Origin of the sequence: Bacillus daqingensis (assembly GCF_042654445.1) — a bacterium.
In the GTDB taxonomy this organism is placed as follows: Bacteria; Bacillota; Bacilli; order Bacillales; family Salisediminibacteriaceae; genus Alkalicoccus; species Alkalicoccus luteus.
The window spans coordinates 400,701-427,656 of record NZ_JBHSGK010000003.1 but is presented as its reverse complement, the minus strand read 5'-3'; the positions used below and the strand labels follow the sequence as shown (position 1 = coordinate 427,656).

The 26,956-nt window shown below is 47.1% G+C and carries 33 protein-coding genes; all 33 read right to left on the bottom strand.

Annotation, left to right across the window (positions count from 1 at the left end; genetic code table 11):
- Window positions 1-23: 23 nt before the first annotated feature.
- Window positions 24-818, bottom strand: a complete 795-nt coding sequence (locus ACFO4L_RS03465; RefSeq protein ID WP_377908261.1) for a phosphatidate cytidylyltransferase — start codon at window positions 816-818, stop codon at window positions 24-26.
- An 11-nt stretch (window positions 819-829) separates the two neighbouring features.
- Window positions 830-1,594, bottom strand: coding sequence for an isoprenyl transferase (locus ACFO4L_RS03460; protein WP_377908260.1), 765 nt, complete (start codon window positions 1,592-1,594; stop codon window positions 830-832).
- Window positions 1,595-1,992: 398 nt separating this feature from the next.
- Complete coding sequence (gene frr, locus ACFO4L_RS03455; protein WP_377908259.1) at window positions 1,993-2,550, bottom strand: ribosome recycling factor; 558 nt, start codon at window positions 2,548-2,550, stop codon at window positions 1,993-1,995.
- 1 nt (window position 2,551) lies between these two features.
- Window positions 2,552-3,277: a UMP kinase gene (gene pyrH, locus ACFO4L_RS03450; protein ID WP_377908258.1), complete on the bottom strand. Its 726-nt coding sequence runs from the start codon at window positions 3,275-3,277 to the stop codon at window positions 2,552-2,554.
- A 74-nt stretch (window positions 3,278-3,351) separates the two neighbouring features.
- Complete coding sequence (gene tsf, locus ACFO4L_RS03445) at window positions 3,352-4,233, bottom strand: translation elongation factor Ts (RefSeq protein WP_377908257.1); 882 nt, start codon at window positions 4,231-4,233, stop codon at window positions 3,352-3,354.
- A gap of 86 nt (window positions 4,234-4,319) precedes the next feature.
- A complete protein-coding gene (gene rpsB / locus ACFO4L_RS03440) occupies window positions 4,320-5,018 on the bottom strand; it encodes a 30S ribosomal protein S2 (protein ID WP_168004611.1) in 699 nt (232 codons plus the stop codon).
- A gap of 147 nt (window positions 5,019-5,165) precedes the next feature.
- Window positions 5,166-5,597 carry a DUF6115 domain-containing protein gene (locus tag ACFO4L_RS03435; RefSeq protein WP_377908256.1) on the bottom strand — a complete coding sequence of 144 codons (432 nt, stop codon included), beginning with the start codon at window positions 5,595-5,597 and terminating at the stop codon, window positions 5,166-5,168.
- Window positions 5,598-5,614: 17 nt separating this feature from the next.
- The gene (locus tag ACFO4L_RS03430) at window positions 5,615-6,949 is read right to left on the bottom strand and encodes a DUF342 domain-containing protein (protein ID WP_377908255.1); all 1,335 of its coding nucleotides are present in this window, start codon (window positions 6,947-6,949) and stop codon (window positions 5,615-5,617) included.
- Between the two features lie 21 nt (window positions 6,950-6,970).
- The gene (locus ACFO4L_RS03425; RefSeq protein ID WP_377908254.1) at window positions 6,971-7,741 is read right to left on the bottom strand and encodes a FliA/WhiG family RNA polymerase sigma factor; all 771 of its coding nucleotides are present in this window, start codon (window positions 7,739-7,741) and stop codon (window positions 6,971-6,973) included.
- Entirely contained in the window at window positions 7,738-7,992 is a 255-nt protein-coding gene (locus ACFO4L_RS03420) for a hypothetical protein (RefSeq protein ID WP_377908253.1), read from the bottom strand. Before ACFO4L_RS03420 ends, ACFO4L_RS03425 begins: the two co-directional genes overlap by 4 nt.
- Window positions 7,989-8,471, bottom strand: a complete 483-nt coding sequence (locus tag ACFO4L_RS03415; protein WP_377908252.1) for a chemotaxis protein CheD — start codon at window positions 8,469-8,471, stop codon at window positions 7,989-7,991. Before ACFO4L_RS03415 ends, ACFO4L_RS03420 begins: the two co-directional genes overlap by 4 nt.
- Window positions 8,464-9,069: a chemotaxis protein CheC gene (locus tag ACFO4L_RS03410; protein ID WP_377908251.1), complete on the bottom strand. Its 606-nt coding sequence runs from the start codon at window positions 9,067-9,069 to the stop codon at window positions 8,464-8,466. The genes ACFO4L_RS03415 and ACFO4L_RS03410 overlap by 8 nt, the downstream gene beginning before the upstream one ends.
- Entirely contained in the window at window positions 9,059-9,541 is a 483-nt protein-coding gene (locus tag ACFO4L_RS03405) for a chemotaxis protein CheW (protein WP_377908250.1), read from the bottom strand. Before ACFO4L_RS03405 ends, ACFO4L_RS03410 begins: the two co-directional genes overlap by 11 nt.
- 33 nt (window positions 9,542-9,574) lie before the next feature.
- The gene (locus tag ACFO4L_RS03400; RefSeq protein WP_377908249.1) at window positions 9,575-11,536 is read right to left on the bottom strand and encodes a chemotaxis protein CheW; all 1,962 of its coding nucleotides are present in this window, start codon (window positions 11,534-11,536) and stop codon (window positions 9,575-9,577) included.
- Window positions 11,537-11,557: 21 nt separating this feature from the next.
- Window positions 11,558-12,589 carry a protein-glutamate methylesterase/protein-glutamine glutaminase gene (locus ACFO4L_RS03395; RefSeq protein ID WP_377908248.1) on the bottom strand — a complete coding sequence of 344 codons (1,032 nt, stop codon included), beginning with the start codon at window positions 12,587-12,589 and terminating at the stop codon, window positions 11,558-11,560.
- Window positions 12,586-13,452: a MinD/ParA family protein gene (locus ACFO4L_RS03390; protein ID WP_377908247.1), complete on the bottom strand. Its 867-nt coding sequence runs from the start codon at window positions 13,450-13,452 to the stop codon at window positions 12,586-12,588. Before ACFO4L_RS03390 ends, ACFO4L_RS03395 begins: the two co-directional genes overlap by 4 nt.
- The gene (locus ACFO4L_RS03385) at window positions 13,449-14,519 is read right to left on the bottom strand and encodes a flagellar biosynthesis protein FlhF (protein ID WP_377908246.1); all 1,071 of its coding nucleotides are present in this window, start codon (window positions 14,517-14,519) and stop codon (window positions 13,449-13,451) included. The genes ACFO4L_RS03390 and ACFO4L_RS03385 overlap by 4 nt, the downstream gene beginning before the upstream one ends.
- Window positions 14,516-16,561 carry a flagellar biosynthesis protein FlhA gene (gene flhA / locus ACFO4L_RS03380; RefSeq protein ID WP_377908245.1) on the bottom strand — a complete coding sequence of 682 codons (2,046 nt, stop codon included), beginning with the start codon at window positions 16,559-16,561 and terminating at the stop codon, window positions 14,516-14,518. The genes ACFO4L_RS03385 and flhA overlap by 4 nt, the downstream gene beginning before the upstream one ends.
- Before the next feature lie 24 nt (window positions 16,562-16,585).
- Window positions 16,586-17,665 (bottom strand): flagellar biosynthesis protein FlhB, encoded by a 1,080-nt coding sequence (gene flhB / locus ACFO4L_RS03375; RefSeq protein ID WP_377908244.1) that lies wholly within the window; start codon window positions 17,663-17,665, stop codon window positions 16,586-16,588.
- Window positions 17,665-18,438 carry a flagellar biosynthetic protein FliR gene (gene fliR / locus ACFO4L_RS03370; RefSeq protein WP_377908243.1) on the bottom strand — a complete coding sequence of 258 codons (774 nt, stop codon included), beginning with the start codon at window positions 18,436-18,438 and terminating at the stop codon, window positions 17,665-17,667. Before fliR ends, flhB begins: the two co-directional genes overlap by 1 nt.
- A gap of 2 nt (window positions 18,439-18,440) precedes the next feature.
- On the bottom strand, window positions 18,441-18,710 hold the full coding sequence (gene fliQ, locus ACFO4L_RS03365) for a flagellar biosynthesis protein FliQ (protein ID WP_168004625.1): 270 nt from the start codon (window positions 18,708-18,710) through the stop codon (window positions 18,441-18,443).
- A gap of 11 nt (window positions 18,711-18,721) precedes the next feature.
- Window positions 18,722-19,402, bottom strand: coding sequence for a flagellar type III secretion system pore protein FliP (gene fliP / locus ACFO4L_RS03360; protein ID WP_377908242.1), 681 nt, complete (start codon window positions 19,400-19,402; stop codon window positions 18,722-18,724).
- Window positions 19,399-20,052 carry a flagellar biosynthetic protein FliO gene (locus tag ACFO4L_RS03355; RefSeq protein ID WP_377908241.1) on the bottom strand — a complete coding sequence of 218 codons (654 nt, stop codon included), beginning with the start codon at window positions 20,050-20,052 and terminating at the stop codon, window positions 19,399-19,401. Before ACFO4L_RS03355 ends, fliP begins: the two co-directional genes overlap by 4 nt.
- Window positions 20,053-20,069: 17 nt before the next feature.
- The gene (locus ACFO4L_RS03350) at window positions 20,070-20,432 is read right to left on the bottom strand and encodes a response regulator (RefSeq protein WP_377908240.1); all 363 of its coding nucleotides are present in this window, start codon (window positions 20,430-20,432) and stop codon (window positions 20,070-20,072) included.
- A 19-nt stretch (window positions 20,433-20,451) separates the two neighbouring features.
- Window positions 20,452-21,636, bottom strand: a complete 1,185-nt coding sequence (fliY, locus tag ACFO4L_RS03345; protein WP_377908556.1) for a flagellar motor switch phosphatase FliY — start codon at window positions 21,634-21,636, stop codon at window positions 20,452-20,454.
- A complete protein-coding gene (gene fliM / locus ACFO4L_RS03340) occupies window positions 21,629-22,621 on the bottom strand; it encodes a flagellar motor switch protein FliM (protein ID WP_377908239.1) in 993 nt (330 codons plus the stop codon). Before fliM ends, fliY begins: the two co-directional genes overlap by 8 nt.
- Window positions 22,622-22,652: 31 nt before the next feature.
- The gene (gene fliL, locus ACFO4L_RS03335; protein ID WP_377908238.1) at window positions 22,653-23,087 is read right to left on the bottom strand and encodes a flagellar basal body-associated protein FliL; all 435 of its coding nucleotides are present in this window, start codon (window positions 23,085-23,087) and stop codon (window positions 22,653-22,655) included.
- Window positions 23,074-23,307, bottom strand: a complete 234-nt coding sequence (locus ACFO4L_RS03330; protein ID WP_377908237.1) for a flagellar FlbD family protein — start codon at window positions 23,305-23,307, stop codon at window positions 23,074-23,076. The genes fliL and ACFO4L_RS03330 overlap by 14 nt, the downstream gene beginning before the upstream one ends.
- A 64-nt stretch (window positions 23,308-23,371) precedes the next feature.
- Complete coding sequence (gene flgG / locus ACFO4L_RS03325) at window positions 23,372-24,247, bottom strand: flagellar basal body rod protein FlgG (protein ID WP_377908236.1); 876 nt, start codon at window positions 24,245-24,247, stop codon at window positions 23,372-23,374.
- A 77-nt stretch (window positions 24,248-24,324) separates the two neighbouring features.
- Window positions 24,325-24,687, bottom strand: coding sequence for a TIGR02530 family flagellar biosynthesis protein (locus ACFO4L_RS03320; protein ID WP_377908235.1), 363 nt, complete (start codon window positions 24,685-24,687; stop codon window positions 24,325-24,327).
- 12 nt (window positions 24,688-24,699) lie between these two features.
- Window positions 24,700-25,146, bottom strand: a complete 447-nt coding sequence (gene flgD / locus ACFO4L_RS03315; RefSeq protein ID WP_377908234.1) for a flagellar hook assembly protein FlgD — start codon at window positions 25,144-25,146, stop codon at window positions 24,700-24,702.
- Complete coding sequence (locus ACFO4L_RS03310) at window positions 25,146-26,384, bottom strand: flagellar hook-length control protein FliK (protein ID WP_377908233.1); 1,239 nt, start codon at window positions 26,382-26,384, stop codon at window positions 25,146-25,148. The genes flgD and ACFO4L_RS03310 overlap by 1 nt, the downstream gene beginning before the upstream one ends.
- A gap of 32 nt (window positions 26,385-26,416) precedes the next feature.
- Entirely contained in the window at window positions 26,417-26,953 is a 537-nt protein-coding gene (locus ACFO4L_RS03305) for a magnesium transporter MgtE N-terminal domain-containing protein (protein WP_377908232.1), read from the bottom strand.
- Between the last annotated feature and the right edge of the window lie 3 nt (window positions 26,954-26,956).

Below are 26,956 nucleotides of genomic sequence, written 5' to 3'. Positions count from 1 at the left end.
GCCTGCCCGTCTATTGCATGCAATCAGCCTAGCAATCCAAACAAGTAAAGCACCGGCATGACAAAAATCAAGCTGTCAAACCTGTCCAAAATACCTCCATGACCTGGAAGTACCTGTCCGGAATCCTTCACTGCGTAATGCCGCTTAAATGCTGATTCTACGAGATCACCGAGCTGTCCTGCCGTGGAAACAACCACAATACCAGCTACCGCTGTCCATACGTTTGGATACACAGGAATAAAATAATAATAGATCATCCCCGCCGTAAGCGCCAGTGCAATACCGCCAAGCGACCCTTCAATCGTTTTTTTCGGACTAATTTCCGGCCACAGCTTCGTTTTACCGAAAGCTCGACCCGCAAAATAGGCTCCGGAATCTGTAGCCCATACGAGAATCAGGATGAAGAAAAGTAACTCCATTCCATTATCCAGAAACCGAGCGTACATGAAATAATAAAAACCAAATCCGACATAAACGGATGCCAGCACGGTGAATCCAGCTTCATCAAAAGTAAATTTATTTTTAGATAGCACCGTTAAAGCGAGCAGACAAATAACAAGCAGCAAAAATAGCTCAAGTCTGTCTACTTCCCACGGCAGCTGCACAAGAAGCACATCCGGCACAACAAGCAGCAGCAGCAAAATAAAGCCTACTGCCCCTTTAAATGAGAATGGCTGAATCTGCTTCATTTTCAGCAGCTCTCTCATGCCGATGAGCGCAAGCGCGGTAACTAGTATGATAAACGCGGCTCCCCCAATGTAAATTAACCCCAGAAAGCCAGCGCCGGCTATGACTCCTGTAATAATGCGCTGCTTCATAGTATCCTCCTCTAAACACCGCCGTAGCGGCGCTGCCTGTTCTGATAAGACTGTACGGCTTCCAGCAGATGCTGCTCTTTGAAATCCGGCCAGAGTACTTCGGTAAACCAAAACTCTGAGTATGCAAGCTGCCAAAGCATGAAGTTACTCAACCGAATTTCACCGCTCGTTCGAATGAGGAGGTCAGGCTCCGTTAATCCATTTGTCATCAAATAATCTGACACGACGGATTCACTGATATCTTCTTTTCGTAAATGCCCTTTCTCCACGTCTTCATAAATATGCTCAAATGCTTCCATAATCTCATTGCGTGCACCATAGTTTAACGCAAAGTTTAAAATAAGACCTGTATTGTCAGCTGTTTTCGTGACAGCTTCTTCAACAGCCCGGCGCGTATACTCAGGCAGCCTCTCTTTCGAGCCGGTAATACGGACAATCACGTTTTCCTCCATCAAAACAGGGAGTTCCATGCTTAAGAATCGCTCCGGAAGCCTCATCAAAAAATCTACTTCTGTTTTTGGTCTCTTCCAATTCTCTGTAGAAAACGCATAAAGTGTTAATGTGTCTACACCGATCTTATTTGCAGAACGAACGATGGTCCGTATGACATTCATGCCTTCCCGGTGACCGGCAATGCGCGGCAATCCCCTCTGCTTTGCCCAGCGTCCGTTTCCATCCATAATGATAGCTATATGGGCTGGGACAGGGGCATCCTGATCAGGGAGCGTCTGCTCTACCGGATCGCTTTTCATTTTTCTTGCTAATTTATTTAACATGGCCTCTGCCTCCAACTGGTTCTAGTTGTCTAAAAAGCTCCTCTACTATTCTATCATGTTTGTCACCCCGTTATAATAAGGAAACAGATTTTTTCCTATTCCTGATGATAACAGCATAAGCATAAACAACGCTGGTCCAATTCCAACATGTTTTCTTTCTCTTAGAGCAAGGAAAGACTGTTGACTGCTCTCATTTAGTAACCTTAGGAGAAAAAATCGTTGTTTTATATTACATATGCTCGTTTTAACGAGCTCCCTCCTCGCCTTCATTACATGGAATTGTCTTTGACACTGCCGGCGGCCCGGCAGTGTCAAAGGAAGCTGCATTCAGCTGAAAATGGATCCTTTTCGCTGAAATGAAAAAAAGCTGCACGCCTGATTGGCGGGCAGCTTGCAACTTACACTTCCTTAACTTCGTTTTCTTTGTTTTTGGCATACTCATCAATCGTTTTAATCGTGCTGTCCGTGAGCTTCTGCACTTCATCCTGCTCACGCTTCAGCTCATCTTCTGTCAATACGCCATCCTTCTGCTCTTTCTTCAATTCATCATTACCATCCCGGCGGATGTTGCGAACTGCTACTTTTGCTTCTTCCGCATAACGGCCGATTATTTTGATCAATTCTTTCCGGCGCTCATCCGTAAGTGCTGGAATGTTAATGCGAATTACGTTGCCGTCGTTATTTGGAGACAGTCCCAGATCTGCTTTCTGAATTCCCTTTTCGATATTCTGAATGGAAGTTTTATCGAATGGTGTAATCAGCAGCAAGCGCCCTTCCGGCACGGATACTGTTGCCAGCTGGTTTAACGGCGTCAATGCACCGTAGTATTCCACCTGAACTTTATCAAGCAATGACGGGTTTGCTCTTCCTGCACGAATAGTGGAAAGCTCACGGCTGAACGCTTCTACTGATTTATCCATACGTTCTTTTGAATCTTTAATAACCTGCATTGACATATCAGACATTCCCCCTAATAATTGTTCCAATATCTTCGCCTGTTACGGCTCGACGGATATTTCCTTTTTCAGCGATGGAAAAGACAATAAGCGGAATATCGTTATCCATGCACAAGGATGAAGCAGTAGAATCCATGACTCCAAGGCCATCCTTTAAAATATCCAAGTAAGTAAGCTGCTCGTATTTTTTAGCATTTTCATCTGTGGAAGGATCTGAATTATAAACACCGTCTACGTTGTTTTTAGCCATCAGGATCACATCGGCTTCAATTTCAGCTGCACGCAGCGCGGCAGTCGTATCCGTTGAGAAATACGGATTTCCTGTACCCGCTGCAAAAATAACCACGCGCTTTTTCTCAAGATGACGAATCGCACGACGACGGATATAAGGCTCCGCCACCTGCCTCATTTCAATAGATGACTGTACACGCGTTTGGACGCCGATATTTTCCAGACTGTCCTGCAGAGCGAGTGAATTCATGACTGTAGCCAGCATACCCATATAGTCGGCTGTAGCCCGGTCCATTCCTTTAGCACTTCCGGCCATTCCTCTCCAAATGTTGCCGCCGCCTACGATGATAGCTATTTCGACATCAAGTTCATGAATTTCCCGAATTTGATCTGCGATGGACTGAATCATGTCCGGATCTATTCCGAATCCCTGCTCTCCCGCCAATGCTTCTCCGCTAAGTTTAAGTACAATTCGCTTATAGCTTGACTGCTCCATAAGTCCCTCCAAAGATGTAGATTCTCCCCATTCAGGAAAAAGGGACACCGGGGGTGTCCCTTTTTAACATGTGCTTACTTTTTCACCTGAGACATAACTTCTTCTGCGAAGTTGTCTTCACGCTTCTCCATACCTTCTCCAACTTCGTAGCGGAAGAATGTCTTCACAGAACCACCTTTGGATTCGACATACTTGCCTACTTTTTGGTCGCTGTCTTTTACGAATGCCTGCTCGTTTAAGCAGATCTCTTCGAAAAACTTGCCAAGACGGCCTTCTACCATTTTTTCGACAATGTTTTCAGGCTTGCCTTCATTCAGAGCCTGCTGCTTCAGTACATCGCGCTCGCGGTCTACTTCTTCTTCAGATACAGCATCGCGGCTGACATACTTCGGATTGATTGCAGCAATATGCATCGCTACGTCTTTAGCTGTTTCCTCATCTGCGCCTTCAACAACTGCGAGTACTCCAATGCGTCCGCCCATATGAATGTACGCACCTGCATGCTCATTATCGCCCAGCTCAACAATTTCAAAACGACGGAGGGAAATCTTCTCTCCAATTGTTGCGATCTGGTTATTAATAAAATCCTGAAGTGTATCCTGTTCACCAGCAAATTCCTGAGCAAGTGCTTCTTCAACATCTGCAGGGCTGTTAGTCAAAATGTGCTTCGCAACTGTATCGACCATATTGATAAAGCCATCGTTTTTAGAAACAAAGTCCGTCTCTGAGTTGATTTCTACAATTACAGCGCGGTTGCCCTCTTTTACGATATGAGCAAGCCCTTCCGCTGCAACTCGGTCAGCTTTTTTGGCAGCTTTTGCAATGCCTTTCTCACGGAGGAAATCCACTGCTTTTTCCATGTCACCATCTGTTTCAGACAGAGCTTTTTTGCAGTCCATCATGCCTGCACCTGTTTTTTCACGAAGTTCTTTCACCATTTTAGCTGAAATTGCCATTTTAAAATCCTCCTTATGTGATAAAGTGAAGCCTTTCTTACAAAAAGGGTGATAAAGGGTCAGCCCCTCTATCACCCTTTTCCTGCTTACGCTGTAGTTTCTTCTCCCTGATTTGCCTCAATGATTGCATCTGCCATCTTTGCAGTAAGAAGACGGACCGCACGGATCGCGTCATCGTTACCCGGAATGACGTAGTCAATCTCATCAGGATCACAGTTCGTATCAACGATACCGACGATAGGGATTTCAAGTTTATGCGCTTCTGCAACAGCGATTCGCTCTTTACGAGGATCGATGATGAACAGTGCGTCCGGAAGCTTATTCATCTCTTTAATTCCGCCGAGGAATTTTTCGAGACGGTCCATTTCCTTGTTGAGAATAACAACTTCTTTTTTCGGAAGGACATCAAAAGTGCCGTCTTCCTGCATCTGCTCAAGCTGCTTCAGACGGGAAATCCGCTTGCGGATCGTCTCAAAGTTAGTGAGCGTTCCGCCGAGCCAGCGCTGATTAATATAGTACATTCCTGCACGCTCTGCTTCTTCTTTAACAGAGTCCTGCGCCTGCTTCTTCGTACCGACAAACAATACGGTTCCGCCCTGCGCTGCAACATCACGTACAAAATTAAATGCTTCTTCAACTTTCTTCACTGTCTTTTGAAGATCAATGATGTAAATACCGTTTCGTTCTGTGAAAATGTAGCGATCCATTTTAGGATTCCAGCGGCGTGTCTGGTGTCCGAAATGTACTCCGGCCTCCAGCAGCTGCTTCATGGAGATCACTGCCATATTCACTCACCTCCTGTAATTGTTTTTTTAAACCTCCGGCCTGTTCATTTGCAAAGGGGACTGTCTCCAGCAACGCCCTCCACATCCGGACCGTGTGTAATTAACACCAAAGAGAAATATATCATATATCAGCACTGATGACAATCATCAATTTTCCAACTGCAGATGAAAACGGATGAGCAATTCTACTTCTCCGGTTCCCATCTGCAGCTCCTCGGCAATCTGTTCCGGTTTTTTTCCTGCAGCATACAGCTGCAGGACTTTTGCACGGTCGGAGAGCTGGAACGTTTCATCCTGCTCCTGCGGCAGTGGAGGAGTATAGGAGCGCTGTACTTCCTCTGCATCTGCAACTTTCTGATTTTGACTTATTTCAGCAGCCGCTGTTCCTTGTATTTCTTGCAGAAGCCGCTCATTACTGGCTTTCATTTCTTCTGTATAAGCAGCCAGAATGTCTTCCATCTGCCGCATTTTTTTATCCATATCCTGAGTCGGCTCTGCTTCCTGGCGCCTGAATAAAATGATCACAGCATAAAACGTCACTAGATGAAGCAGCAGGCTGGTCAGCAATAATAAGGTCATCTCTTACTCCCCCCTCATCATCCCGGCACCGGGTGACGAATATAGTCGCTGCTTAATTCCCCATCACGAAGAGACACATGCATGCCTCCTGATTCTGATTGTACCGTCCTGCTGTATTTCCCTGCATGAAAGGTAACGTTCGGATACACCGTTTTATATACGAGGATCGCCCCGCTGTCGGATTCATGATCCAACGCCTCAAGGCGGTCTTCCGCAAGTCTGATGAGCTGGGCAGATTCCCGCATCGCAGCCGCTACTCTCTCAGCCGGGGCAGCGCCTGTGTTACGAATGAGGACAAGCTGCTTTAACTTTTTTCTATTCTCAGCGAGCTGTTCATCATACCGTTTCTTTTGAGCACTCACCCGGGCACTGACACCGCAATATACATCCGTTTTCGTATAAAGCCTGTTGCCGAGCACATTCATAGATGCTTCAGTCCCTGCAGAAACCGTCCCTCCGGATACAAGACCTGCACCTTTTGTACAGGTAAAGAAGGCACCGGCTTCGACTCGGCTGTGAAGGACTTCTTTCTTTATGTAGACCGAACCTAGTGCCGTAACATCTGCTTCATTAAGAAACGAAGCTTCTACATCTTTATCGGCGCATACTGTTCCGTTCCCTGCTCCATTTACGCCGTATTTCACATATACTGATCCGCCGCTTTTTATATAAGCAGCTTCAACAGCACCATGGATATAGATATCTCCTTCAGCTTCCAGCCGATAGCCGGATGGAACGCTTCCGTGTATCACTATATTTCCATTAAACGAAATATTGCCTGTACTCATGTCCAGGTCGCCATTAACCTCAAAGACGGGGTTAATGTGAACGAGTCTGCGGTCGACTGAAATTTGACCATCTGCAGCAGCGATAACCTTTAAACCGTCATCAGATAAAACCGTATTTTTACCTGGCCTCAGTTTGAAATCTTTACCTGGAGCAGGTTCAACCGTATTTCCAGTCACCGTAGTGCCTGGCTTTCCAAGTTCTGCTTTTACTTTTTCACCAACCTCGTCGTCTTTTGATGCCATCCAAATATCGGTGACATGACGAAGGTTAACCTGGCCTGCCTGTTCGTGATCCTGAATTTTCTGTTCGGGCAGCCGCATATACGCATCCTTTCCTTTAACAGGAGGCAGCCCAGTTGCTACTGTTACTTCCGTCCCGCAGCCGTTTGTGTGAATCTGCTGGAGCACCTCGGCAGAAATACCAAACGCCACTCCGCTCATTTGCAGCATCTCTTCCATAGCAGCAACCGGGACTCCCGGAGGTATTCCATCGGGTCCCGGCCGGATGACAGCCTCCATTTCTCCGGCAGATATGATGATCGCCGCCCCTTCCAACTCTTCCATTCATCATCACTCCTTAAGAAATTAGTTATTCTCGTCAGTTAAAAACTGCTGAAGTTTTTTCATACACTTTGAATGAATCTGAGAGATGCGTGAGGTTGACAAATTCATAATGTTGCCGATTTCTGTAAGCGTCAGCTCTTCTGCGTAGAACAGCGAAACAACCGTCTGCTCTTTTTCGTTAAGCTTTCCTACAGCCTGGACGAGCTCCTGGAGCAGTCCTTTGTGAGCCAGTGCCTCATCCGGCGTTTTAGCCGTTTTATCAGCAAGCGTCTGAACAAATGAATCATCGCTGTCATCATCTCCTGCCTTTTCATCAATCGACAGGAAATGAGAAATGAAGCTGTCATTTAATGTTTTTGTGATATCAGATGTTTCGTAGCCGGTTTCCCTGCTGATCTCATCAGCCGTTGCTGCCCGGCCGAGCTGCTGCTCAAGCCTGTCGGCAGCCTGGTCAATCTTTTTGGCTTTTTCTCTGACAGAGCGCGGGAGCCAGTCCTCCTGACGAAGTCCGTCAATGATCGCTCCGCGGATTCGAAAGGAAGCATACGTGTCAAACTTGAGATCACGTGATGTATCAAACTTTTCCAGAGCATCATACAATCCGATAAGTCCATGGCTTCTAAGCTCTTCTTCTCTTACAGAACGCGGGAGATGGATCCGTACCCGCTGAACGTGATAATCTACGAGCGGCATATATGCTTCAATAAGAGAACTTCCAGCATGATCTGACCGATTCACCTGCCAATCCTCCCAATACTGGTGCAGCGGTTCGGCTATTTGACGGCTGTTCATTCAGCATCCTCCTCCTGAAAACTTTCCTCTTCAGCGGCTTCGGCAACATGGTCAGCAGTATCTTCCGGATGCTGTTTCAACGGCATCATTACAGCGTTCATGATATAGAACAGTACAATTCCAGCCACCATTCCACAAACGCCGCCCAGCGCGCTTCGGAACCCGGAGACAGCTATACTGTTTACCGGAAAAGAGGCGATAAACGTTAGCAAGGCAGCTGCGGCTGCTCCAGTTACGGCAAAGCGAATCATGCTGTCACCACTCCTTTATGCACGGTACGAATTTCCAGACTCCCGTCAGCCGGATTAAATTCGATCGTTCTTCCACTATTACCACCGGTATCTTCAAACATAATTCGAATAGATGCGTCTGCTAAAAGCCGCTTCACTGCTTCTGTATTACGCGGACCGATTCGAAACGTATCCGAGTCGGAAAAAGAAAACATTTGAGCACCTCCGGCGAGCTTAGCGAGCAGCCTGCCAGACGGAACCCCTCTAGTTTGAAAGTAACGGAGCATGTCTTCTACGGCGGTATCGGCAAATTTGGCACGATTAAGTGGAGCTGACACATTTCGTGAGTCCGGAAGCATAATGTGTGCCATAACAGCCATACGGCTCTTTTGATCGTACAGGATGAGTCCGACGCAGGAACCTAATCCGGTCGTTCGAAGCTTTTCTCCTGGTTGAGCGCTCTTCATATCTGCCATGCCGACTTTGATAATCTCACTCATCTGATTGTCCTGCTGGTGGAAACAATGCGACCAGAGAGTCTGGTTCCGGAACAATCAAAAGGCTTCCTTCCATGCCGCCGCTCTCACTGTCATCAGTCAAGCATGCATCAATCAGCAAAGCAGCGTCTGCTTCCGGGGCCACCGCGCTGAGTGCTTCTGCAATGAGCACACTTTTCAGATCAGCCGCCTGCTGTGGAGGGGAAAGATTAAGCACTTTACCTGTGAGATCACTTACAGCGCTGATGTACGCTCCGCAGACAATATTGCCCGCCTCTGCAAACGCTGACTGCAGCAGCGCCGGAGAATCCGGTGCGGCATATCCTGTCATCTGCCGGGCAAGGCGCTCTGCCTGAGAATCGGGAAGCATAAAGACCATCCACCCGTTCAATGCACCCGAAAGTTGAAAGAGAACGGCTGAAGCGGCTTCCTCCTCATCATCCAGAACAATGTCTTCAAAAGGCAGGATCGCAGCTGAGGGCACACGCATATCCATTCGCCGCCCCGTGAGGGTTGAAAGAGCAGTTGCAGCATGCCCGGCCCCTATATTTCCTGCTTCTTTCAGGAAGTCAAGCTCCTCAGCTCCAATCTCATAATTCACGGTGTTCCTCCATATTCTCAATCATGAGCAATGCCTCCTCATCGAGCACTTTTTCAAGGTGAAGCAGGATTAACAGCCGATTTTCCAGCTTTATCACACCGCGGATGCATGTATCATCAGCGGTGCCGGATGATTCGGGAGCTGCTTCCATACTGTCCCGCTCAATATCTATGACATCATTAGCAGCATCAACGATAAGTCCGACTTCCATTTCGCCGACCTGAACAATGATAATGCGAGTCGCATCTGTCGTTTCTCTATCTGCCATGTTAAATCGTCTTCTAAGATCAATGATCGGGGTAACGACCCCTCTTAGATTCATGACACCCTCTACAAAATCGGGTGTTCCCGGCACGCGTGTGACGTGCTGCATACGTTCAATAGAGCGAACTTTTTCTACTTCGGCGCCGTACTCTTCATCCTGCAGCTGAAAGACAATCAATTTAATGTTTCCTGCGGCTGTACTTTCCATACTCTTTCCTCCTCGTTTTTCGCATGTGCAGTTCTATTGAATCAACGCATTACAATCAATAATTAATGCAACCTGACCGTCTCCTAAAATAGTAGCTCCGGAAACCGCCTTTGTGTTTTTCAGATAGTCACCTAGTGATTTCAGGACGATTTCCTGTTGACCAATAAACCGGTGGACGACCAGGGCCGCCATTTTATCTCCCTTGCGCACAATGATGACAGACAATTCTTCCGTTTTTTCTTCGGTAACCGGCACCTGAAAGAACTCCGTCAAATCAAGCAGCGGCACCACATGCCCTCGAAAATCTATCACCTTCTGCTGCTGCACGCTCCAGATGTCCTCGCGTTTAATGATCGCTGTTTCGATAATGGAAGAAAGCGGCACAGCATACTTTTCATGCTGAACTTCTACGAGCATCACAGATATGATGGAAAGCGTAAGCGGAAGCTGAACAGAAAACACCGTGCCCTCTCCGAGCGTTGAATCGATTGCTACCGTGCCTCCCAGCGTTTCGATTTTGTTTTTGACAACGTCCAGTCCAACGCCTCTTCCTGATATATCCGACAGCTTTTCTGCGGTGCTGAGACCGCTTGAGAAAAGCAGCTCGTAAATTTGTTTGTCTGTCAGCTGATTTGCCGCTTCCTCGGAAACAACCCCTCCTGTAATCGCTTTTTGAAGTACTTTTTGCTTATGAATGCCAGCCCCGTCATCTGAAACTTCAATGAAAACATGATTCCCACTATGATAAGCATGAAGTCGGACGGTACCGGCAGCCGGTTTTCCAGCTGCTTCACGTTCAGAAGGAGATTCAATACCGTGGTCAATGGAATTTCGAAGCAAGTGAACGAGCGGGTCCCCGATCTCATCGATCACTGTTCGGTCGAGCTCCGTTTCCGCACCTGATATGACGAGCTCCACTTGCTTTCCTAATTCTTTGGACAAGCCTCGGATCATTCGTGGAAAACGGTTGAAAACCTGCTCCACAGGCACCATGCGCATATTTAATATAATGCTTTGAAGGTCTCCTGAAATTCGGGTCATATGCTCGACTGTTTCGGTCAAATCGCTGCTCCCAAGATCTTTGGCTATCTGCTCCAGCCGTCCCCGGTCAATAACGAGTTCTTCAAATAAGTTCATAAGACTGTCAAGCCGGTCGATATTCACACGGATCGTTTTTCCAGCTGGTGCTTGTTTAACCGGATCTGCTGAGCGTTCTTCATCTGCGGAGTCATTTTCTTCCGTCTCCGGAACCCTCTCCTGAATCACCGGTTTCTGCATCTCGGCCTCCGCACAGATGACGGAAGCTACCTCTGAAACTTTTAGTACAGCGGATTGAATTTCCTCAGCGGTATGTGCAGAAAGCACCACTGCCTGAAAATCAAAATCAAAAGCCTCTTCCTCAAGCTGTTCAGCTGCGGGAATGGATTTGATTACTTCGCCGTGTTTTTCCAAAGCTTCAAATACCATAAAAACCCTTGCGGCTTTTAAAACGACATTTTCCGAAAGACTGATGAATACTTGATAAGGGATAAATCCCTGCTCTCTGCCTTGTTCGACGACAGCGGTTTCATATTCATCAAATGTGAGTGTTTCAAATTCCGGCACAGCTTCAGGCTGTTTCTGCTCGAGCCGGCCGAGCCGCCCTACAATCGCACTCACGTCCCTGCGACCTTCCCCGCCCGTTGCAACATCTGTAACCATTTGCTCCAGGTCATCTACCGAATCAAACACAATATCAAGAACGTTTGAACCAGCTTCAATTTTCTCATTACGGATTCCGTCCAGTACATTCTCCATGTGATGTGTTAAATTTGTAAGGTCTTCAAAGCCCATCGTTGCAGCCATTCCTTTTAACGTGTGAGCAGACCGGAAAACTTCGTCGATAATGGTTAAGTCCTGAGGGTTCTTTTCAAGTCGCAGCAAGTTGTCATTTATCGCCTGCAGGTGTTCTGTGCTCTCATCGATGAACATATCTAAATATTGATTTTTATCCATTTTTTCAGCCCTCCATATAATTCAGCATCGTCTGACAATCTCAGCAGCCATCTCATGCAAATGATGAACGGCTGTTACTAGTCCTGTAGACTCAGCTGCACGCGGCATACCATAAACAATGCATGATGCTTCTGATTCAGAGAGACATGTATAAGGACTGTGAGAAGCAATTTGCTTCAATCCTTCGGCCCCATCTTTTCCCATGCCAGTTAAAATAACGGCCGTGACATGCTCAAATTGCGCCTTAGCTGCGGAAGTGAACAACACATCAACTGCTGGACGATGTCCATGTACAGGTTTTTCCTGATCTAATTGTAATGATACATTAGTCCCTTTTCTAATCATAGTTAAATGGTATCCTCCCGGAGCAATATACGCAACACCATTTTTAGCAATTTCACCAGATTCTGCTTCTTTCACAGTAATTGCTGACAGATTATTTAACCGTTTGCTGAGAGAAGCAGTGAAGCCTGCAGGCATGTGCTGAACGATGAAAACAGGACAAGGCAGGTCTTTCGGGAGCAGCGGCAGCACCATTTGCAGTGCTTTTGGTCCTCCTGTGGAGGTGCCGATAACGACAGCTCGTTCAGAAGTCCCGGAGCTTTGAACGTTTGGAACTCGTTTCACTGGTGCAGAAAGTGAGACTGGACGATACTGTGCTTCCGCTGCAGCCCGAAGCTTACACGCTAACTCTTCAGAAAGACGATCCACTGAAGAGATTCCATTGTCTGGTTTAGCGATAAAATCGACAGCGCCGGCAGACAGTGCTTTCATCGTTTCTTCCGTTCCGGAGCTTGTCAGGCTGGAGACCATAATGACGTTAACCGGAGCTGTTTTCAACAACTCAGGAAGCGCTTCGAGACCAGTCATAATCGGCATTTCAACATCAAGCGTAATGATATCAGGCTTCAGGAGACGAGCTTGAATTATTGCTTCTCTCCCGTTTCGCGCCCGCCCGCAGACCGTAAAATCAGCCAGTAGTTCGATCGCGTCCGAAATCACCTTTCTCATAAAGGCCGAATCATCGACTACTAATACTCTATGATGCGTCACGGTCGTTCCCCCCTCAGAAAGAACGTCTTCAACCGCTCGGTGAAAGAGGAGGACGTCTGCTTCTTTTCACCCGCTAACGTATCTGCTGCCTGCTTAACTGCTTTGGAAGCTTTGGTCGCAGGTGCATGAAGGATGAAAGGGAGCTGGGTTTTCACTGCTTTTGCTACTGCTGCGTCATCCGGAATACTGCCTGCAAAGGCCACAGGAAAAGCCAGAAACTTCAAAGCGGCATGACGGAGACTGTCTGCTGTTCGTTTTCCTTCTTTTTCAGTTGACGCTCTGTTGACAAGAATGGAAACCGGTCTTGCTTCTTCAAGCTGACTGATAAATTTCAGGACAGCATACGCGTCCGTTACAGAGGTGGGCTCCGGCGTCGTAACGAGCAGCACATCATCAGCTGCCTTCAAAAACTGCAGGCTTTCGAACGTAATTCCAGCTCCGAGGTCGAAAATGAACCGGTCGTACATTCCTTCGAGTTTTTCAAGCTGCTGATTAAAACGATGCTGTTTGGCTTCATCAAGCGAAAAAAGTTTTTTAAGCGCACTTCCTCCGCTGATAAAATGGAGACCTGAATCGTGACAGGAAATGACCTCTTGAATGGCAAGCTCGTCATCAAGCATTTTCACAATACTTCCTTTCGCTTCAGTTCCTAAAAGGAGGTGTACGTTAGCCATGCCAATATCCAAGTCCATCAAAAGAACTTTTTCACCTCGATTAACGTACTCTAAGCCGAGATTCACTGACATATTCGATTTTCCGACTCCACCTTTTCCACTGCAGATCGCCGTAGTTCTGACCGGCTTCGCAGTGGATTGACGCTGCATCCGCATTCTTTCTCTAAGCATATACGCCTGATCATTCACGTTTCGTTCCTCCAGTCCAGCAGCCGATCTGTAAGCCTGTCTCTGTCCGCTGAAAGCAGATCATCCGGGACATTCTGTCCGGTCGTCATCACACTCACCGGAATACCAGCTGAACAGGCGATGCTGATTGCTGCCCCTGCAGTCACTGTTTCATCAAATTTCGTTAAAATAAGCGAATCCGGCTGGGCATGGGCAAATTGCGAAACGACCGCTTCCATATCCTCCAGCTTCGAAGTGGCTGAAAGCACTAAGTGCCGTTCCGAATCGGAATCGTCACCGAGAATGTCCTGAAGTTGGTTTACATAATGTGTGTTACGGTAATTTCGACCGGCGGTATCGATAAATACATGATCATAGTCGCTGAACTGATTTCGAAACCGCTGAATGTCTTCAGCTGAGTATGCTACTCCAACTGGAATTTCAAGAAGCTCTGCATAGGTTTTTAACTGTTCTACTGCCGCTATCCGATATGTGTCAGCCGTAATAAAAGCAGCCCTTTTTTTATCTTGGAGAACAGTTTTGGCAGCCAGTTTAGCTAATGTCGTCGTTTTGCCAACCCCAGTTGGACCGAATACCTGCACAAATCGTGCTTCTACAGCCGGAACAGGCGTAGGAATCAGTTCTGAAACAGCTTCTTTCACAGCTGACTCTAATGCTTTAGCTCCCGGCTCAGCATCAGCGGAGTACCAGACTCGAAACAGTTTATCCTTTATCTTTTCTGTCTCTGCTTCACCGAGACCTGCTTTTTGTAACCGTTGCAGCCAGCTGCCTATCGCATCCGGCGAGGATATTTTCATTTCTCCTGCGCTGATACTCTCATCCGGTGCATTGGCAGGCGCTTCCATTTTCAATCGGTTCACTTGGTTCACCGTTTTTTGCGGCTTTCCTACTCCTGGATCAGGATCATGAGCAGCTGTCACTTCAACAATTGTTTTGGCTAAGAGACCAAATATGCCTCCCGTTTTCCGTTTTCTTGAATGCAGAATCACGGCGTGTATCCCCAGGTCCTGCTTCACTCTCGCCATTGCTTCTCCCATGGAAGGAGCTGTATATTTCTTTACTCTCATTTCACATTCACCACCCCTGTGCTCTGCACTTCAATATCGGGCTCCAGTTCGTTGTAGGAAAGTACAGGTACTTGCGGAAGATACCGCTCAATCAGATGTCTAATATACATTCGGACAGCTGGTGAACAGAGAATAACAGGTGCACGCCCCATTTCCTGCATTTTTTCTGACTCTTGCATCACGGCTTCTACGAGCTTTTGCGCATTTTCCGGATCAAGGTTTAAGAAAGCCCCGTGTTCCGTCTGCTGCACGGCATCTGCGACCATTTTTTCAACTGAGCCGCTAACCGTCATGACAAATAGCGGCTCTCCTTCTGATGCGTATTGAGCCGAAAGCTGTCTGGACAGGGCCTGCCTCACATACTCTGTCAGAACATCTGTATCCTTCGTCATTCTGCAGTAGTCTGCAAGAGCTTCAAAGATGACAGGCAAGTTTCGGATTGACACTTTTTCCTGCAGCAGTTTTTTCAGCACCTTTTGTACCTCTCCCGTAGAAAGCGGTGTCGGCGTCACATCTTCTACGAGTGTTGGATAGCTTTCATTCATATGGTCTATCAACTGCTTTGTTTCCTGGCGGCCGAGCAGCTCATGGGCGTGCTTTCTGATAACTTCTGTCAGATGAGTGGAGACAACCGAAGGAGGGTCAACCACCGTGTAGCCTGATAGTTCAGCGGGTTCTTTCATGTCCTCAGAAATCCACAGGGCCGGTAGTCCAAATGCAGGTTCTATTGTATCAATTCCTGTAATTTGCTCATCATCTATTCCAGGACTCATCGCCATATAATGGTCAAGCAGCAGCTCTCCACGTGCCAGTTCACTGCCCTTAATCTTAATAACATATTCGTTAGGCTGAAGCTGAATGTTATCTCGAATCCGGATCACCGGAACGACCATTCCCATTTCTACCGCCAGCTGACGCCTTATCATGACTACTCTGTCCAGAAGATCGCCGCCCTGGTTTGTATCTGCAAGCGGAATCAGGCCGTAGCCAAATTCAAATTCCACTGGATCTACCTGCAATAAATTTACGACACTTTCTGGTGAGGTAAGATCTTCCTCTGTTTCCGGCGGTGGACTGTCGTCAGGATCCTTCCACATTTCTTCTGCCAGCTGCGACCGGACGAGCATAAAGCCGCCTATCCCGAGTACAGCTGCAATAGAGGTCGTGACGAGCAGGTCAATCGGTGTGAAGATACCTAGCGCCGCAATTGTTGCACCTGCTACGTAAAGCATTTTTGGATAAGCAAACAGCTGCGTCGTTACGTCATGACCGAGGTTGCCTTCGGAAGCTGCTCTTGTGACGACGATCCCGGTAGCTGTGGAAATAAGCAGCGCAGGTATTTGACTGACAAGGCCGTCTCCGACTGTCAGCAGTGTATATTTGTTGGCAGCCTCTGCAAGGGCAAGCCCCTCCTGCAGCATGCCGATTACCAGTCCGAAAATAATGTTAATGATGACGATCACGATTCCTGCGATCGCATCTCCTTTTACAAATTTACTGGCTCCATCCATCGAGCCGTAAAAATCAGCTTCTCGTTCAATTTTTTGCCTGCGTTCCTTTGCTTCTATGTCAGAAATCATACCTGCATTCAAATCAGCATCGATACTCATCTGTTTTCCAGGCATCGCATCCAGGGTGAATCGCGCCCCTACTTCTGAGACACGCTCCGCTCCTTTTGTGATAACGATGAATTGAATGACGACAAGAATGACGAATACAACAAAGCCGACTAAGGCGTTACCGCCGACAACAAACTGTCCGAATGTTTCGATCACGTTTCCGGCGTCTCCCTGGTTACCGAGAATTGCCCGGGTGGTGGAAACGTTCAACCCCAGTCTGAACAACGTGACTAACAGCAGCAGCGTTGGAAAAATTGAAAACTGCAGCGGCTCTCTTGTATTCATCGATACGAGAATAATCAGCAGAGCGAAGGTGATATTGATAATAATCAGAAAATCAATAATGACTGTTGGAAGCGGAATGATCAGCATGATCACTATTAAAATAACAGTCAACAATATGCTTAGATCTTTTAATGGCATGACGTGTAATCTCCTTCACTCCGCTCAGATTTTCTGCTGAATGCGATACACATAGGCTAATACCTCTGCTACGGCTTTAAAAAGATCTTCCGGTACCTGATCTCCGATTTCAGCCTCTGCATACAGAGCTCTCGCAAGCGGTCTGTTCTCCACCATGACAACTTCATGCTGTCTGGCCGTGTTCTTTATTTTCAGCGCGATATAGTCAACCCCTTTTGCGGTTATGACAGGTGCCTCCATGGCGTTCTCATCATATTTCAGCGCAATTGCATAGTGCGTCGGGTTCGTAATAACAACATCCGCTTTCGGTACCTCCTGCATCATTCGGCTCATCGCCATCTGACGCTGTTTCTCTTTAATTTTTGATTTGATGAGCGGATCACCCTCTGTTTTTTTATACTCATCCTTGACATCCTGCTTTGACATGCGGATGTTTTTTTCAAAATCGTATTTCTGATACATATAGTCGAGGATCGCCAGAAAGATCAGCAGAAACGCTACCGCCAGGCCCATAATCACGATCAGCCTGCCTATCAACATCATGCCATCCCGTATGGAATACAATCCGAGCCGGAGCAGGTCATCAATAAAAAAGTACATGACACCTCCAGTAACAATTCCAACGAGCAGAATTTTCATCATGGATTTTAAAAATTCAACGAGTGCCCGGATTGAAAAAATTCGCTTAAACCCTTTAATCGGATCAATTTTTTCAAGCTTCATTTTTATTGCTTCCGGCGCAAACAGCACGCCTACCTGCAAGAGATTTGCCGCGACACCGGCTGCTCCGGCTGCCAGCATAACCGGTGCCGTGATTAAAAACGCCTGAAAAGAAAATTCGAGCATGAGCATATGCAGATTTTCTTCTGTAAGCTCCATCAGCATGAAATCCGTAAACGTAAAGCGGAGCATCGCCATGAGTTCCTGTGTAATGTAGCTTCCCATGAGCCAGAAAAGCAAAAATACCAGCATAAGAATAAATGCCGTATTCACATCCGTGCTTTTCGCAACCTGTCCTTTATTCCTTGATTCCAGCCTTTTCTTAGGCGTCGCTTTCTCGGTTTTTTCTTGTGCAAAATGTTGAAGATCCAGCTGCAGGTGCATTAGACGCCTCCGTATATCTGCATAAGTGTACGCATCGTTTCTATCGTCGTATCAACCAGATGCTGGACGAGCATCAAAAACGGTGCCATCGTCAGCATCAGCACGATCAGTCCCAGAAATATTTTAAGTGGAAGCCCAACAACAAAAACGTTCACCTGCGGCACGGTACGTGCAATCATGCCGAGTGCGACATCAACTAGAAAAATGGATCCCACAACAGGCATCGACATTTGAAACGCGATAATAAACATTGTGCTGAATGTGACGATAATAAAATCGATAAGTCTTTCATCTCCGAACGGCAAAAATGGCTGATCAAGCGGAATATATTGATAGCTGAAGTAGGCTCCGTCAATCATCAGGTGATGGCCGTCTACTGCTAAAATAAACAGCAGTGCAAATGTATACAAGTAGCTTCCTAGCAGCGGCGACTGGGTTCCGGTTTGAGGATCCACCACATTTGCAATTAAAAATCCGAGTTTAAGGTCAATTAATCCACCAGCTATCTGTACTGCATACAACAAAATGACTGCGACTAGCCCGATTGTGAGACCGACAAGCGCTTCCTTTAAGACGAGTAAAAAATAACTGTAGTCTATTTCCAGAACCGGCCAATCTTCTGTAAAGAATATAATCCATGACATACATACAGCGACGCCTATTTTCAGTTGACCCGGGACTGTTTGATAGGAGAAAAACGGAAGCGTCATCATAAAGGCTGACATTCTGACAAGAATCAGCAGAAATGCCGGAAACCATTCCAACCACTCCATGGCTATCCGATAAACTGATGCAGGTTGCTGAAAATTGATTCAGCAAATGTAAGCAGCTGCGTCAGCATCCACGGTCCAAACACAATCAGTGCGATCATGACCCCTGCAATTTTCGGAATGAAAGCCAGCGTTTGTTCCTGTATTTGAGTCGTTGCCTGAAAAATACTGACCCCGAGTCCTATCGCGAGCGCCGTCAGCAGCAGCGGTGCTGCTATAAGGAGCGTGACGAACACGCCTTGTTCTGCCCAGCCGAGCACCATTTCCTGACTCATGCGTAAACCTCCTAAAAGCTGTATAATAGCGATCGTACAATTAAATGCCAGCCGTCGACCATTACAAAGAGTAATACTTTAAACGGCAGTGCGATCATCACAGGCGGAAGCATCATCATCCCCATTGACATGAGTACACTTGCGACGACCATATCGATGACGAGAAAGGGAACAAAGATCATAAACCCGATTTGAAAAGCCGTTTTCAATTCGCTGATGGCAAACGCAGGTACCAGAGCCGTTAACGGAATATCATCCAGCGTTTCCGGTCGCTCTTCCCCGGCATATCCCATAAACAGCGCCAAATCCTTTTCTCGCGTATGTTCGGCCATGAACTGCTTCATAGGTGCTGCAGCCTCTTCGAAAGCTTCCTCCTGAGTGAGCTCTCCATCAAACATCGGCTGCAGGGCATTCTCATTTACTTCCGAAAAGACCGGAGCCATCACAAAAAATGTAAGAAAAAGAGCCAGTCCGACGATGACTTGGTTTGGCGGCATCTGCTGTGTTGCGAGTCCGGAACGGACAAATGACAGCACAATAACGATTCTCGTAAAACTCGTCATTAATATTAAGATCGCCGGTGCGATAGACAGAACCGTCAGTAACAAAAGCAGCTGCACGGTGGACGTTAGATTCTCACCGTCCTGGCTGAAAATATCCAGAGCTGGTATTTCAATAAATGCTGTCATCATTTTTTACGAGCCTCCAGCGCCTCTTTCACTTTACTGTGAGACTGCTTTACGCGATCGAGCTCTTTGGAAAGAAAAGAAGGGAACTGCTCTCCGCTGTCCGCAGCATATGGATTCTCTTTTTTTCTCGAAAACCAGCCTGCCACTGCTTGCTTCGAAACCGAAAAATCCGAACGCTCATCAGCCAGCAGTTTTTCGATTTCTTCCGCATCCGTAATTTCTTTTAACAGCGTGACGGTGTCTCCCACTCCCAGTACAAGGAGCCGGTCGCCTGCTTTTACAAGCTGTACGGATTTATTTGTCCCGATGCCGACCCCTCCTGCATTGACAAGTCCGCGTGTGCTGCTGAAATTTTTCGCTTTTTTGTTAACCAGCTTTAAGACAAAATAAAGCAGCGCCAGCACTGCAGCCAATCCGCCAAAGAGCTGCAGCGTCATCATAAACATGCCGCTTCCTTGATTGTCACCGTTAACAGGAAGAGGCGTTTCTACCTCATCCCAGCTTTCCTCTCCCTGAGGATCTCCGCTTTCATTTTCCGTACTCCCGTTTTGGAGTCCTTCAAGCACGCTTTGCTCTTGCTCACCGTATTCCGACTCCGCCCAAGCGGTAGCAGGAAAGAGCAGGATGATGCTGATTAAGAATAGTACCCGCACGTTACACGCCCCCTGTATTACCCAACCGATTTATTAATGGCTTCGAGCACCCGGTCTGCCTGAAACGGCTTTACGATAAAATCTCTCGCACCTGCCTGGATCGCATCGATTACCATTGCCTGCTGTCCCATCGCAGAGCACATAATCACATTCGCATCCGGGTCATGCTTTTTTATTTCTTTCAATGAAGAAATTCCATCCATCTCCGGCATCGTAATGTCCATCGTCACGAGATCTGGCGAAAGCTCCTTGTACAATTCAAGAGCCTGTGCCCCATCAGCTGCTTCACCCGCTATCACAAATCCATTCTTCTCTAAAATGTCCTTAATCATCATCCGCATAAATGCCGCATCATCTACTACGAGTACTTTTTTTCCCATTGTCCATTCTCCTCATCCGCTATCCGCGTAAATTTTTCATTCGGTCTTCTTTGCTGACAATATCCAGTACGCGCACACCGAAGTTTTCATCGATGACGACGACTTCCCCTTTTGCAATCAGGCGCTGATTCACTAAAATATCTACCGGTTCTCCGGCCAGCTTGTCCAGTTCAACTATCGATCCTTTTGAGAACTCCAAAATATCTTTGATGGAGCGCTTCGTTCTGCCCAGCTCAACCGTAACTTCAAGCGGTATTTCCATCAGCATTTCCAGATTTCTTGTTTCCTGATCGCTTAACTGCGGACCTGAAAAATCTGTAAAGGCTGCTTCATGAATATCTGCTTCCCGCTGCGGATGCCTTGTACCGACATGCTGAGGCTGATGGTTGGGTTCATTTAAGCGCGCGCTCTCCGCAGGCGTCCTGCTTTCTTTTTCAGGTTCAGCGGCAGCTGCCGGCTGATCCTCCGTTACCGTTTCCAGTACCTCATCCGGGATATCCTGTGCAGCAGGGTTCATCAGCTTTTGCACCATGTTTTTTGCAAACGACAGGGTAAACAGCTGCATAATTTTCGAATCGATGAGTGTTCCGATTTTTAAATCAAATGATATTTGTACGAGCTGATCGTCATCCGGAAGCTCCGCGCCATCCGGATCCTCCTGCAGATCCATGATAGAAATGCCCGGTGGCGATATATCTACTTTTTGATTGAATATCGTCGACATGGAGGTGGAGGCTGAACCCATCATCTGATTCATCGCTTCCTGTACGGCACTCATTTCCATTTCGCCGAGCTGTTCTTCTACGTTCATCCCATCATTGCCCATCATCAGGTCTGCAATGATTGCAGCATCCTTCGTTTTAATTACGAGAAGGTTCACGCCTTCAAACCCTTCCGTGTACTCGACAGATACAGCAACGTGCGGTTTTGGGAATTCCTGCTGCAGCGATTCACGGGCAACCATCTGTACTTTTGGAGTTGTAATGTCGACCTTCTGATTAAGTAGCGTAGACAGTGCAGTAGCCGAACTTCCAAATGCTATGTTGCCGATTTCGCCCAGCGCATCCTCTTCTATCGCATCGAGCCCTGCTTCTTTTGGTGGATTCTTTTCGGCTTCAGGCTCAGGTGCCGGATCGGGTTCCTCTTCATCCAGGCCGTTCAACAATTCATTTATTTCGTCTTGTGAAAGCATATCGTCATTCATCATTATCCAGTCCCTCCAGTACTTCCGTGACCTGTACAGCAAGTGATTGTTTCATTTTACCTGGCTGCACTTTAAATTTGGATTCTTCGCCAACTCTGGCCGTAAGCGGTCTATCGTATTTTTGATTTAGTTCGATCATGTCGCCGCCGCCGAGCGATAAAAACTCCTCAATGGTGACATCGGTCCTGCCCAGCTCGACGATGAAGGGGACCTGGGAGCCTTTCACATGCCACTCCAATGATTGCAGCTCTTCTTCATTACGCTCCTTTTGCTTCTCCTGCATCCATAGATGAATCGACAATCTCGGAAGGATTGATTCAATGACTACGTGCGGAAGGCAAATATTGATCATCCCGGATGCTTCTCCAATTGCGGTTGAAAATGAAATAACGACAACCGTTTCATTTGGAGAAACCAGTTGAAGAAATTGAGGATTGACCTCCACGTCCTCCATCACAGGATCGAACTCTTCCACTGAGAGCCAGGCCTCGCGGAAAACCTCCAGCATACGCTGAAACAGCTGGGTCATGATTTTAATTTCTATTTCCGTCAGATTTTCAACCTTGTTATATGGTTCTCCTCGTCCGCCGAGCATGCGGTCGAGCATTGCGTAGGCAATGTTTGGGTTCATCTCCATTACGAAGCGTCCATCAAGCGGAAATGGTTCAAACACGTTTAAAATCGTCATCTTCGGAACCGACCGGATAAACTCTTCGTAAGGGAGCTGATCGACAGAAGCTACCGAGATCGAAACGTACGTTCTTAGGTGAGCGGAAAGCTGGGTGGTCAGCAGCCTGGCGAAATTTTCGTGAATGCGCGTTATCGACCTGACCTGGTCTTTTGAAAAACGGAGCGCCCGCTTAAAGTCGTAGACTTTTATTTTCTTTTCTGTTTCTTCTTTTTTCAGCTCGTCTGCGTCTACTTCTCCAGTAGATAACGAAGAGAGAAGAGCGTCGATCTCACTTTGTGAGAGCACATCTGCCATGCCAAACACCTCGCCTTATTGTAAAACCGGTTTATTGAATCACTTTCTGATTCATATAAACTTCTACGACATTGCCTTCTGTCATCAATTGATTTAATTCTTCCCGAATGCTGGCTTCTAAGTTACGAATTCCTTCAGATCCGCGAAAATCATCTACAGACCTGTCGGAAAGCTGTCCGATAATAATGTTTTCTACTTGAAACTGTCTCATTTCGAGCTCTGCTTTTGCATCTTCACTGTCTGCCTGCAGAACGAACGATGAACGAATAATCTGATTTGAGTACAGATTTGTCGTAATCTCTTCCGTTTCAAGCGACCTGCTTACAATTTCCTCAACTTTCGGTTCTTCTTCTCCCTCGACGCTCGTTTCGAAAAATTGTGTGTATAAAAAGAATGTAATGATACCGATCAGGGTCATAGCAGCCAGCACCATAAGCGTCACGTTCAGCAGCCTATTCTGAAGCATTTTTTTCCCCTTCCAACACGAGTCCGGCTGCTGTTCCAGCCAGTCCGACTTCTTGATAAAATCTCTTTATTTTTTCAGCCATCTGCTGCTCTGTTTCTAAAACGACCAGTTTTTTTCCGTTAATCAGGGTGATCGTTGTATCTGGAAAAGACTGAATTTGTTCAATGAACAGGGCGTTCAGCATAAATGGCTGGCTGTTTAAACGGGTCAGTTCAATCACTCAGCCACCTCCAATTAAGACGACGGAGCAGCAGAACTGCTGCCCGGTTCGCCGTTAGTTATATTTAACGCTTCAGATTAACGAGCTCCTGAAGGATTTCATCTGATGTTGTAATCATTCGTGTATTCGCCTGAAATCCACGTTGAGCAATAATCATTTCGGCAAATTCCTCGGAAAGATCGACGTTCGACATTTCAAGAGAAGCACCGACTAATTCGCCGCGCCCCTGAGTACCAGGCGTGCCAAACTGCGGATCACCAGAGTTCGCCGTGACGGCGTACGTATTGTTGCCTGCCTTATTCAGTCCACCCGGATTAGCAAAGTTTGCCATGGAGATACGCCCGAGTACAGCAGACTGACCATTTGAAAATACTCCGTTAATTTCTCCAGACGGTGCGATACTGAAGCTTTGCAGCGTTGCCTCCGCATCATCGATATCAGCTCCTATATCACCAGCTGCTGCACCTGCTTGAATAGTCAGTGGACCAAGCGCTCCCTCCCCGAAGGCATCAGCGTCATTTCCTGGACCGACACCCATTACGCTTAGCCCGTCACCGTTCACTAATGTTCCGGTTGAATCCAGGTAAAAGTTGCCGGCGCGGGTGTACATCATCTGATCGCCGTCCTGAACGACAAAGTAGCCGTCACCGGAAATCGCCAGATCAAGATCGCGGCCGGTGGTTTGAAGGGAGCCTTGCGTATTAACCGTATCGATTGTTGACATGCCGCCGCCAAGGCCAATCTGCTGCGGGTTTGTTCCGCCTCGTTGAGCACCGGCAGCACCGGCCCCCTGCATCTGCTGACTGACGAGGTCGTTAAAAGTCGTCCGTCCTTTTTTAAATCCGTGTGTGTTAACGTTTGAAATGTTGTTTCCGATAACGTCCAGCTTGTTTTGGAAGTTCCCCATCCCGCCAATACCGGAATATAATGATCGAAGCATCGTATGCTATCCCCTTTCGAATGTAGGCGCTGCATCTGTCAGTCAGCAGCGCATCGGCTTCCCGAAGGTCCAGCCGACTATAAAATGATGGTGCCGTTAATATTACTGAAAATACTTCCGTTGCTCTCGCCGCGTTCGACTGCAGTGATGACTGTCTTACTGGCCGTATTAACAACCAGTGCAGCGTCAGCCGTTATAACAACGGAGTCGGTTACTCCTTTTTGTTCTGCTTCGGACAGTTTCTGATCCATCGTTCTCCAAGTATCCGAAGAAATGGATATATCTCTTTCCTGCATTCGTTTTGCTGCGTGTTTACTCAGCTGAATACCTGATTCTGCAGACTGTAGAGCTGCTTTGAAGTCGGCTCTGCCGTTTTGCTCCGGTTTGTTCAATGCTCCAGGCGGCGGAAACTGGAGATGATGGGGCATGATCTTGGTCATTGTCCCTCTCCTTTACATTTGATTAACAGATCGAAGGCTGGAGGTCGGTATCTTTTCCTCTCCGACTGCAAGCATCGCTCGCCCATCTTTAAATAAAACGGAATCTACTATTCCTGTTTTTTCTGATTTGCGGCCTTCTTCGTCTTCCATTTCATACGTAATTTCCCGACCGATCAAATCGCTGTGCGAAACAAAACCATTCTGCTGCTGGCTTTCAAACATTTTTCTCATTGTTTCGTTCAAGTTCGTCATTTGCTCCAGTGTCGAAAACTGGGCCATTTGAGCAATAAACTCTTTATCTTCCATTGGATTCATTGGGTCCTGATTTTGAAGCTGCGTCAAAAGAATCTTAAGAAATGCATCTCGGTCTAAATCCTGCTGCGGCGCCTGGTTCTTTTTCTGTTTAACTAAATCTTCGTAGAATACAGGTTGAGGACTTGTTCCTGCCGATTGAAGCATTAGTCATTCACCTCCTCTAATAAGGATGCCATCAGCTCGCTGAAATCCAAATCTGTATCCTGCTCCTCTTCATCTTCCTGAGCAGCTTCAAGGTTTGGCTCCTGCTGTTGGCGTTTAGACTCCTGATGTTCTTTCCATTGCTGTACAGACTGTTGAATATCAATGCGGTCCAACTGTAAATTCTGCTGTTGAAAGGCTTGTTTAAGCTGATGCACAGTCTGCTCCATCACTTCTCTGGCCTGCGAGGTAAATGTCATGATTCTGGCTTGCATGACACCATTTACCTGCTGCAGTGTAACTTCCAGTCTGCCGAGGCTTTGTGGATGCAAACGGATTGTAAGTTGCTGCGCTCCGTTTTGCATCTGCTGTACTTGCAGTCGTTTCACCAGCGTTTCAAATTGCTTGATCATCGTCTCCTGCCTCCCGGTGCTTTCCGTAACGGCTGCCTGCATGGAAAGCGGGACAAACGTTTGAACACGGATATCCGGGAGCGGCTTATGATGTAAGAACGCCTCTGATTTGACGGGTTTCACAGGGGCTTTTTGTTTCATCACCGGAAGCGGTTCTTCAAGAACAGGTCGAGCTGCTGTCTGTTCTCCTGGCCGTCTAAAAATAAATGCCTGTTCGGGCGCTCTGACAGGTTCGTGTTGTTTCAATTCTGATTGAATCAGTACTAAAAGAGCTTCAGCTTCTTTCACTGTCAGCAGCTGGTTGACTTCCTTCAGCTCACCAGTGGCATCCTGCATATCGATCCACTTGGTTACTTCTTCTGCGAACAGCTCCAGAGCTGCTGAGTCCTTTATAGCACTGTAGAGTACTTCAGCTGCCACTCGTTCAAGCTTTACCAGGTCCAACGAATCGACTTCACCGCTGATCAGCTGTTCGATTTGGTGCAGGAGCGTTTGATTCTCCGTGTCGACAGGCTGTTTTCTTTGTTCTCCATCAACAGGCTGCTCTAAAATCAGTTCTCCGGATATTGCATCAATGGTAAAAACACCTTGTTCCTCCTGCAGCCTCTCCAACAATTCCCTGATTACTGTTTGCGCCTCTCTCGGCAGCATCAGGAGTGGAACATCAGCTTCATCCAGTAACTCTTCTGACATCAGCTCCTCTACTGGCTCGCCCGTATTTTCTTCCGCAAGCTGAAGCAAGTCCATAAAAGCGTGCTCAGATGATGCATCGTCTTTAGAATGAATCGGCGTTTCTGTCATTACTGTTCGCATAAGCTGTATGAGCATTTTTTCACCTCCTTTCGGTATCAGATCACTGATTATTCGCTCGACAGTGCATTGATGATCGCTGCCGCCTGATCTTCCTCCATTCTGGAGAGGATCTCGGCCCTGCTTGTCACCTGCATCCCCCTAAAATACGTTACTGCCTCTTCAAGCGTCATTTCTTCCATGATCGCCGCTGCTCTCGAAGCAGTCATAAGTTGAAGCGTACGAATCATATCCTCCAGTTCTTCAAGGGCCTGACTGGAATCTTCATCTTCCTCTTCATCTTCCTCTTCTTCGAATTCGGGCTCTTCCTCTTCAGCAGCAGCAAGCGCTTCTTCCAGCTCTAATTCCAATTCCTCAATACGTCGCTGCAGTTCCTGATTCTCATGGTGCAACACTGCTTCCTCTTCTTCATCGACTTCTTCTTCACTGAACAAAGAAGCGGTAAAATCAGCAGCATATTGAACTGGTTGAAAACCGAGATAGTACATGACTACTCCTGCCAGCATAACGGCAAACAAGACAGGAATAATCACTACCATAAAAATCAGCTGCAGTTTGCTCTGTTTTTTTTCTTTAACAGCGGGCATCGT

What these genes read in the sequence shown, in the direction of transcription:
- ACFO4L_RS03465 (WP_377908261.1), bottom strand. Translation starts at nt 818, where the DNA reads ATGAAGCAGCGCATTATTACAGGAGTCATAGCCGGCGCTGGCTTTCTG.
- ACFO4L_RS03460 (WP_377908260.1), bottom strand. Translation starts at nt 1,594, where the DNA reads ATGTTAAATAAATTAGCAAGAAAAATGAAAAGCGATCCGGTAGAGCAG.
- frr (WP_377908259.1), bottom strand. Translation starts at nt 2,550, where the DNA reads ATGTCAATGCAGGTTATTAAAGATTCAAAAGAACGTATGGATAAATCA.
- pyrH (WP_377908258.1), bottom strand. Translation starts at nt 3,277, where the DNA reads ATGGAGCAGTCAAGCTATAAGCGAATTGTACTTAAACTTAGCGGAGAA.
- tsf (WP_377908257.1), bottom strand. Translation starts at nt 4,233, where the DNA reads ATGGCAATTTCAGCTAAAATGGTGAAAGAACTTCGTGAAAAAACAGGT.
- rpsB (WP_168004611.1), bottom strand. Translation starts at nt 5,018, where the DNA reads ATGGCAGTGATCTCCATGAAGCAGCTGCTGGAGGCCGGAGTACATTTC.
- ACFO4L_RS03435 (WP_377908256.1), bottom strand. Translation starts at nt 5,597, where the DNA reads ATGACCTTATTATTGCTGACCAGCCTGCTGCTTCATCTAGTGACGTTT.
- ACFO4L_RS03430 (WP_377908255.1), bottom strand. Translation starts at nt 6,949, where the DNA reads ATGGAAGAGTTGGAAGGGGCGGCGATCATCATATCTGCCGGAGAAATG.
- ACFO4L_RS03425 (WP_377908254.1), bottom strand. Translation starts at nt 7,741, where the DNA reads ATGAACAGCCGTCAAATAGCCGAACCGCTGCACCAGTATTGGGAGGAT.
- ACFO4L_RS03420 (WP_377908253.1), bottom strand. Translation starts at nt 7,992, where the DNA reads ATGATTCGCTTTGCCGTAACTGGAGCAGCCGCAGCTGCCTTGCTAACG.
- ACFO4L_RS03415 (WP_377908252.1), bottom strand. Translation starts at nt 8,471, where the DNA reads ATGAGTGAGATTATCAAAGTCGGCATGGCAGATATGAAGAGCGCTCAA.
- ACFO4L_RS03405 (WP_377908250.1), bottom strand. Translation starts at nt 9,541, where the DNA reads ATGGAAAGTACAGCCGCAGGAAACATTAAATTGATTGTCTTTCAGCTG.
- ACFO4L_RS03400 (WP_377908249.1), bottom strand. Translation starts at nt 11,536, where the DNA reads ATGGATAAAAATCAATATTTAGATATGTTCATCGATGAGAGCACAGAA.
- ACFO4L_RS03385 (WP_377908246.1), bottom strand. Translation starts at nt 14,519, where the DNA reads ATGAGAGTAAAGAAATATACAGCTCCTTCCATGGGAGAAGCAATGGCG.
- flhA (WP_377908245.1), bottom strand. Translation starts at nt 16,561, where the DNA reads ATGCCATTAAAAGATCTAAGCATATTGTTGACTGTTATTTTAATAGTG.
- flhB (WP_377908244.1), bottom strand. Translation starts at nt 17,665, where the DNA reads ATGCACCTGCAGCTGGATCTTCAACATTTTGCACAAGAAAAAACCGAG.
- fliR (WP_377908243.1), bottom strand. Translation starts at nt 18,438, where the DNA reads ATGGAGTGGTTGGAATGGTTTCCGGCATTTCTGCTGATTCTTGTCAGA.
- fliQ (WP_168004625.1), bottom strand. Translation starts at nt 18,710, where the DNA reads ATGAGTCAGGAAATGGTGCTCGGCTGGGCAGAACAAGGCGTGTTCGTC.
- fliP (WP_377908242.1), bottom strand. Translation starts at nt 19,402, where the DNA reads ATGATGACAGCATTTATTGAAATACCAGCTCTGGATATTTTCAGCCAG.
- ACFO4L_RS03350 (WP_377908240.1), bottom strand. Translation starts at nt 20,432, where the DNA reads ATGGGAAAAAAAGTACTCGTAGTAGATGATGCGGCATTTATGCGGATG.
- fliY (WP_377908556.1), bottom strand. Translation starts at nt 21,636, where the DNA reads ATGAATGACGATATGCTTTCACAAGACGAAATAAATGAATTGTTGAAC.
- fliM (WP_377908239.1), bottom strand. Translation starts at nt 22,621, where the DNA reads ATGGCAGATGTGCTCTCACAAAGTGAGATCGACGCTCTTCTCTCTTCG.
- fliL (WP_377908238.1), bottom strand. Translation starts at nt 23,087, where the DNA reads ATGCTTCAGAATAGGCTGCTGAACGTGACGCTTATGGTGCTGGCTGCT.
- flgG (WP_377908236.1), bottom strand. Translation starts at nt 24,247, where the DNA reads ATGCTTCGATCATTATATTCCGGTATTGGCGGGATGGGGAACTTCCAA.
- ACFO4L_RS03320 (WP_377908235.1), bottom strand. Translation starts at nt 24,687, where the DNA reads ATGACCAAGATCATGCCCCATCATCTCCAGTTTCCGCCGCCTGGAGCA.
- flgD (WP_377908234.1), bottom strand. Translation starts at nt 25,146, where the DNA reads ATGCTTCAATCGGCAGGAACAAGTCCTCAACCTGTATTCTACGAAGAT.
- ACFO4L_RS03310 (WP_377908233.1), bottom strand. Translation starts at nt 26,384, where the DNA reads ATGCTCATACAGCTTATGCGAACAGTAATGACAGAAACGCCGATTCAT.
- ACFO4L_RS03305 (WP_377908232.1), bottom strand. Translation starts at nt 26,953, where the DNA reads ATGCCCGCTGTTAAAGAAAAAAAACAGAGCAAACTGCAGCTGATTTTT.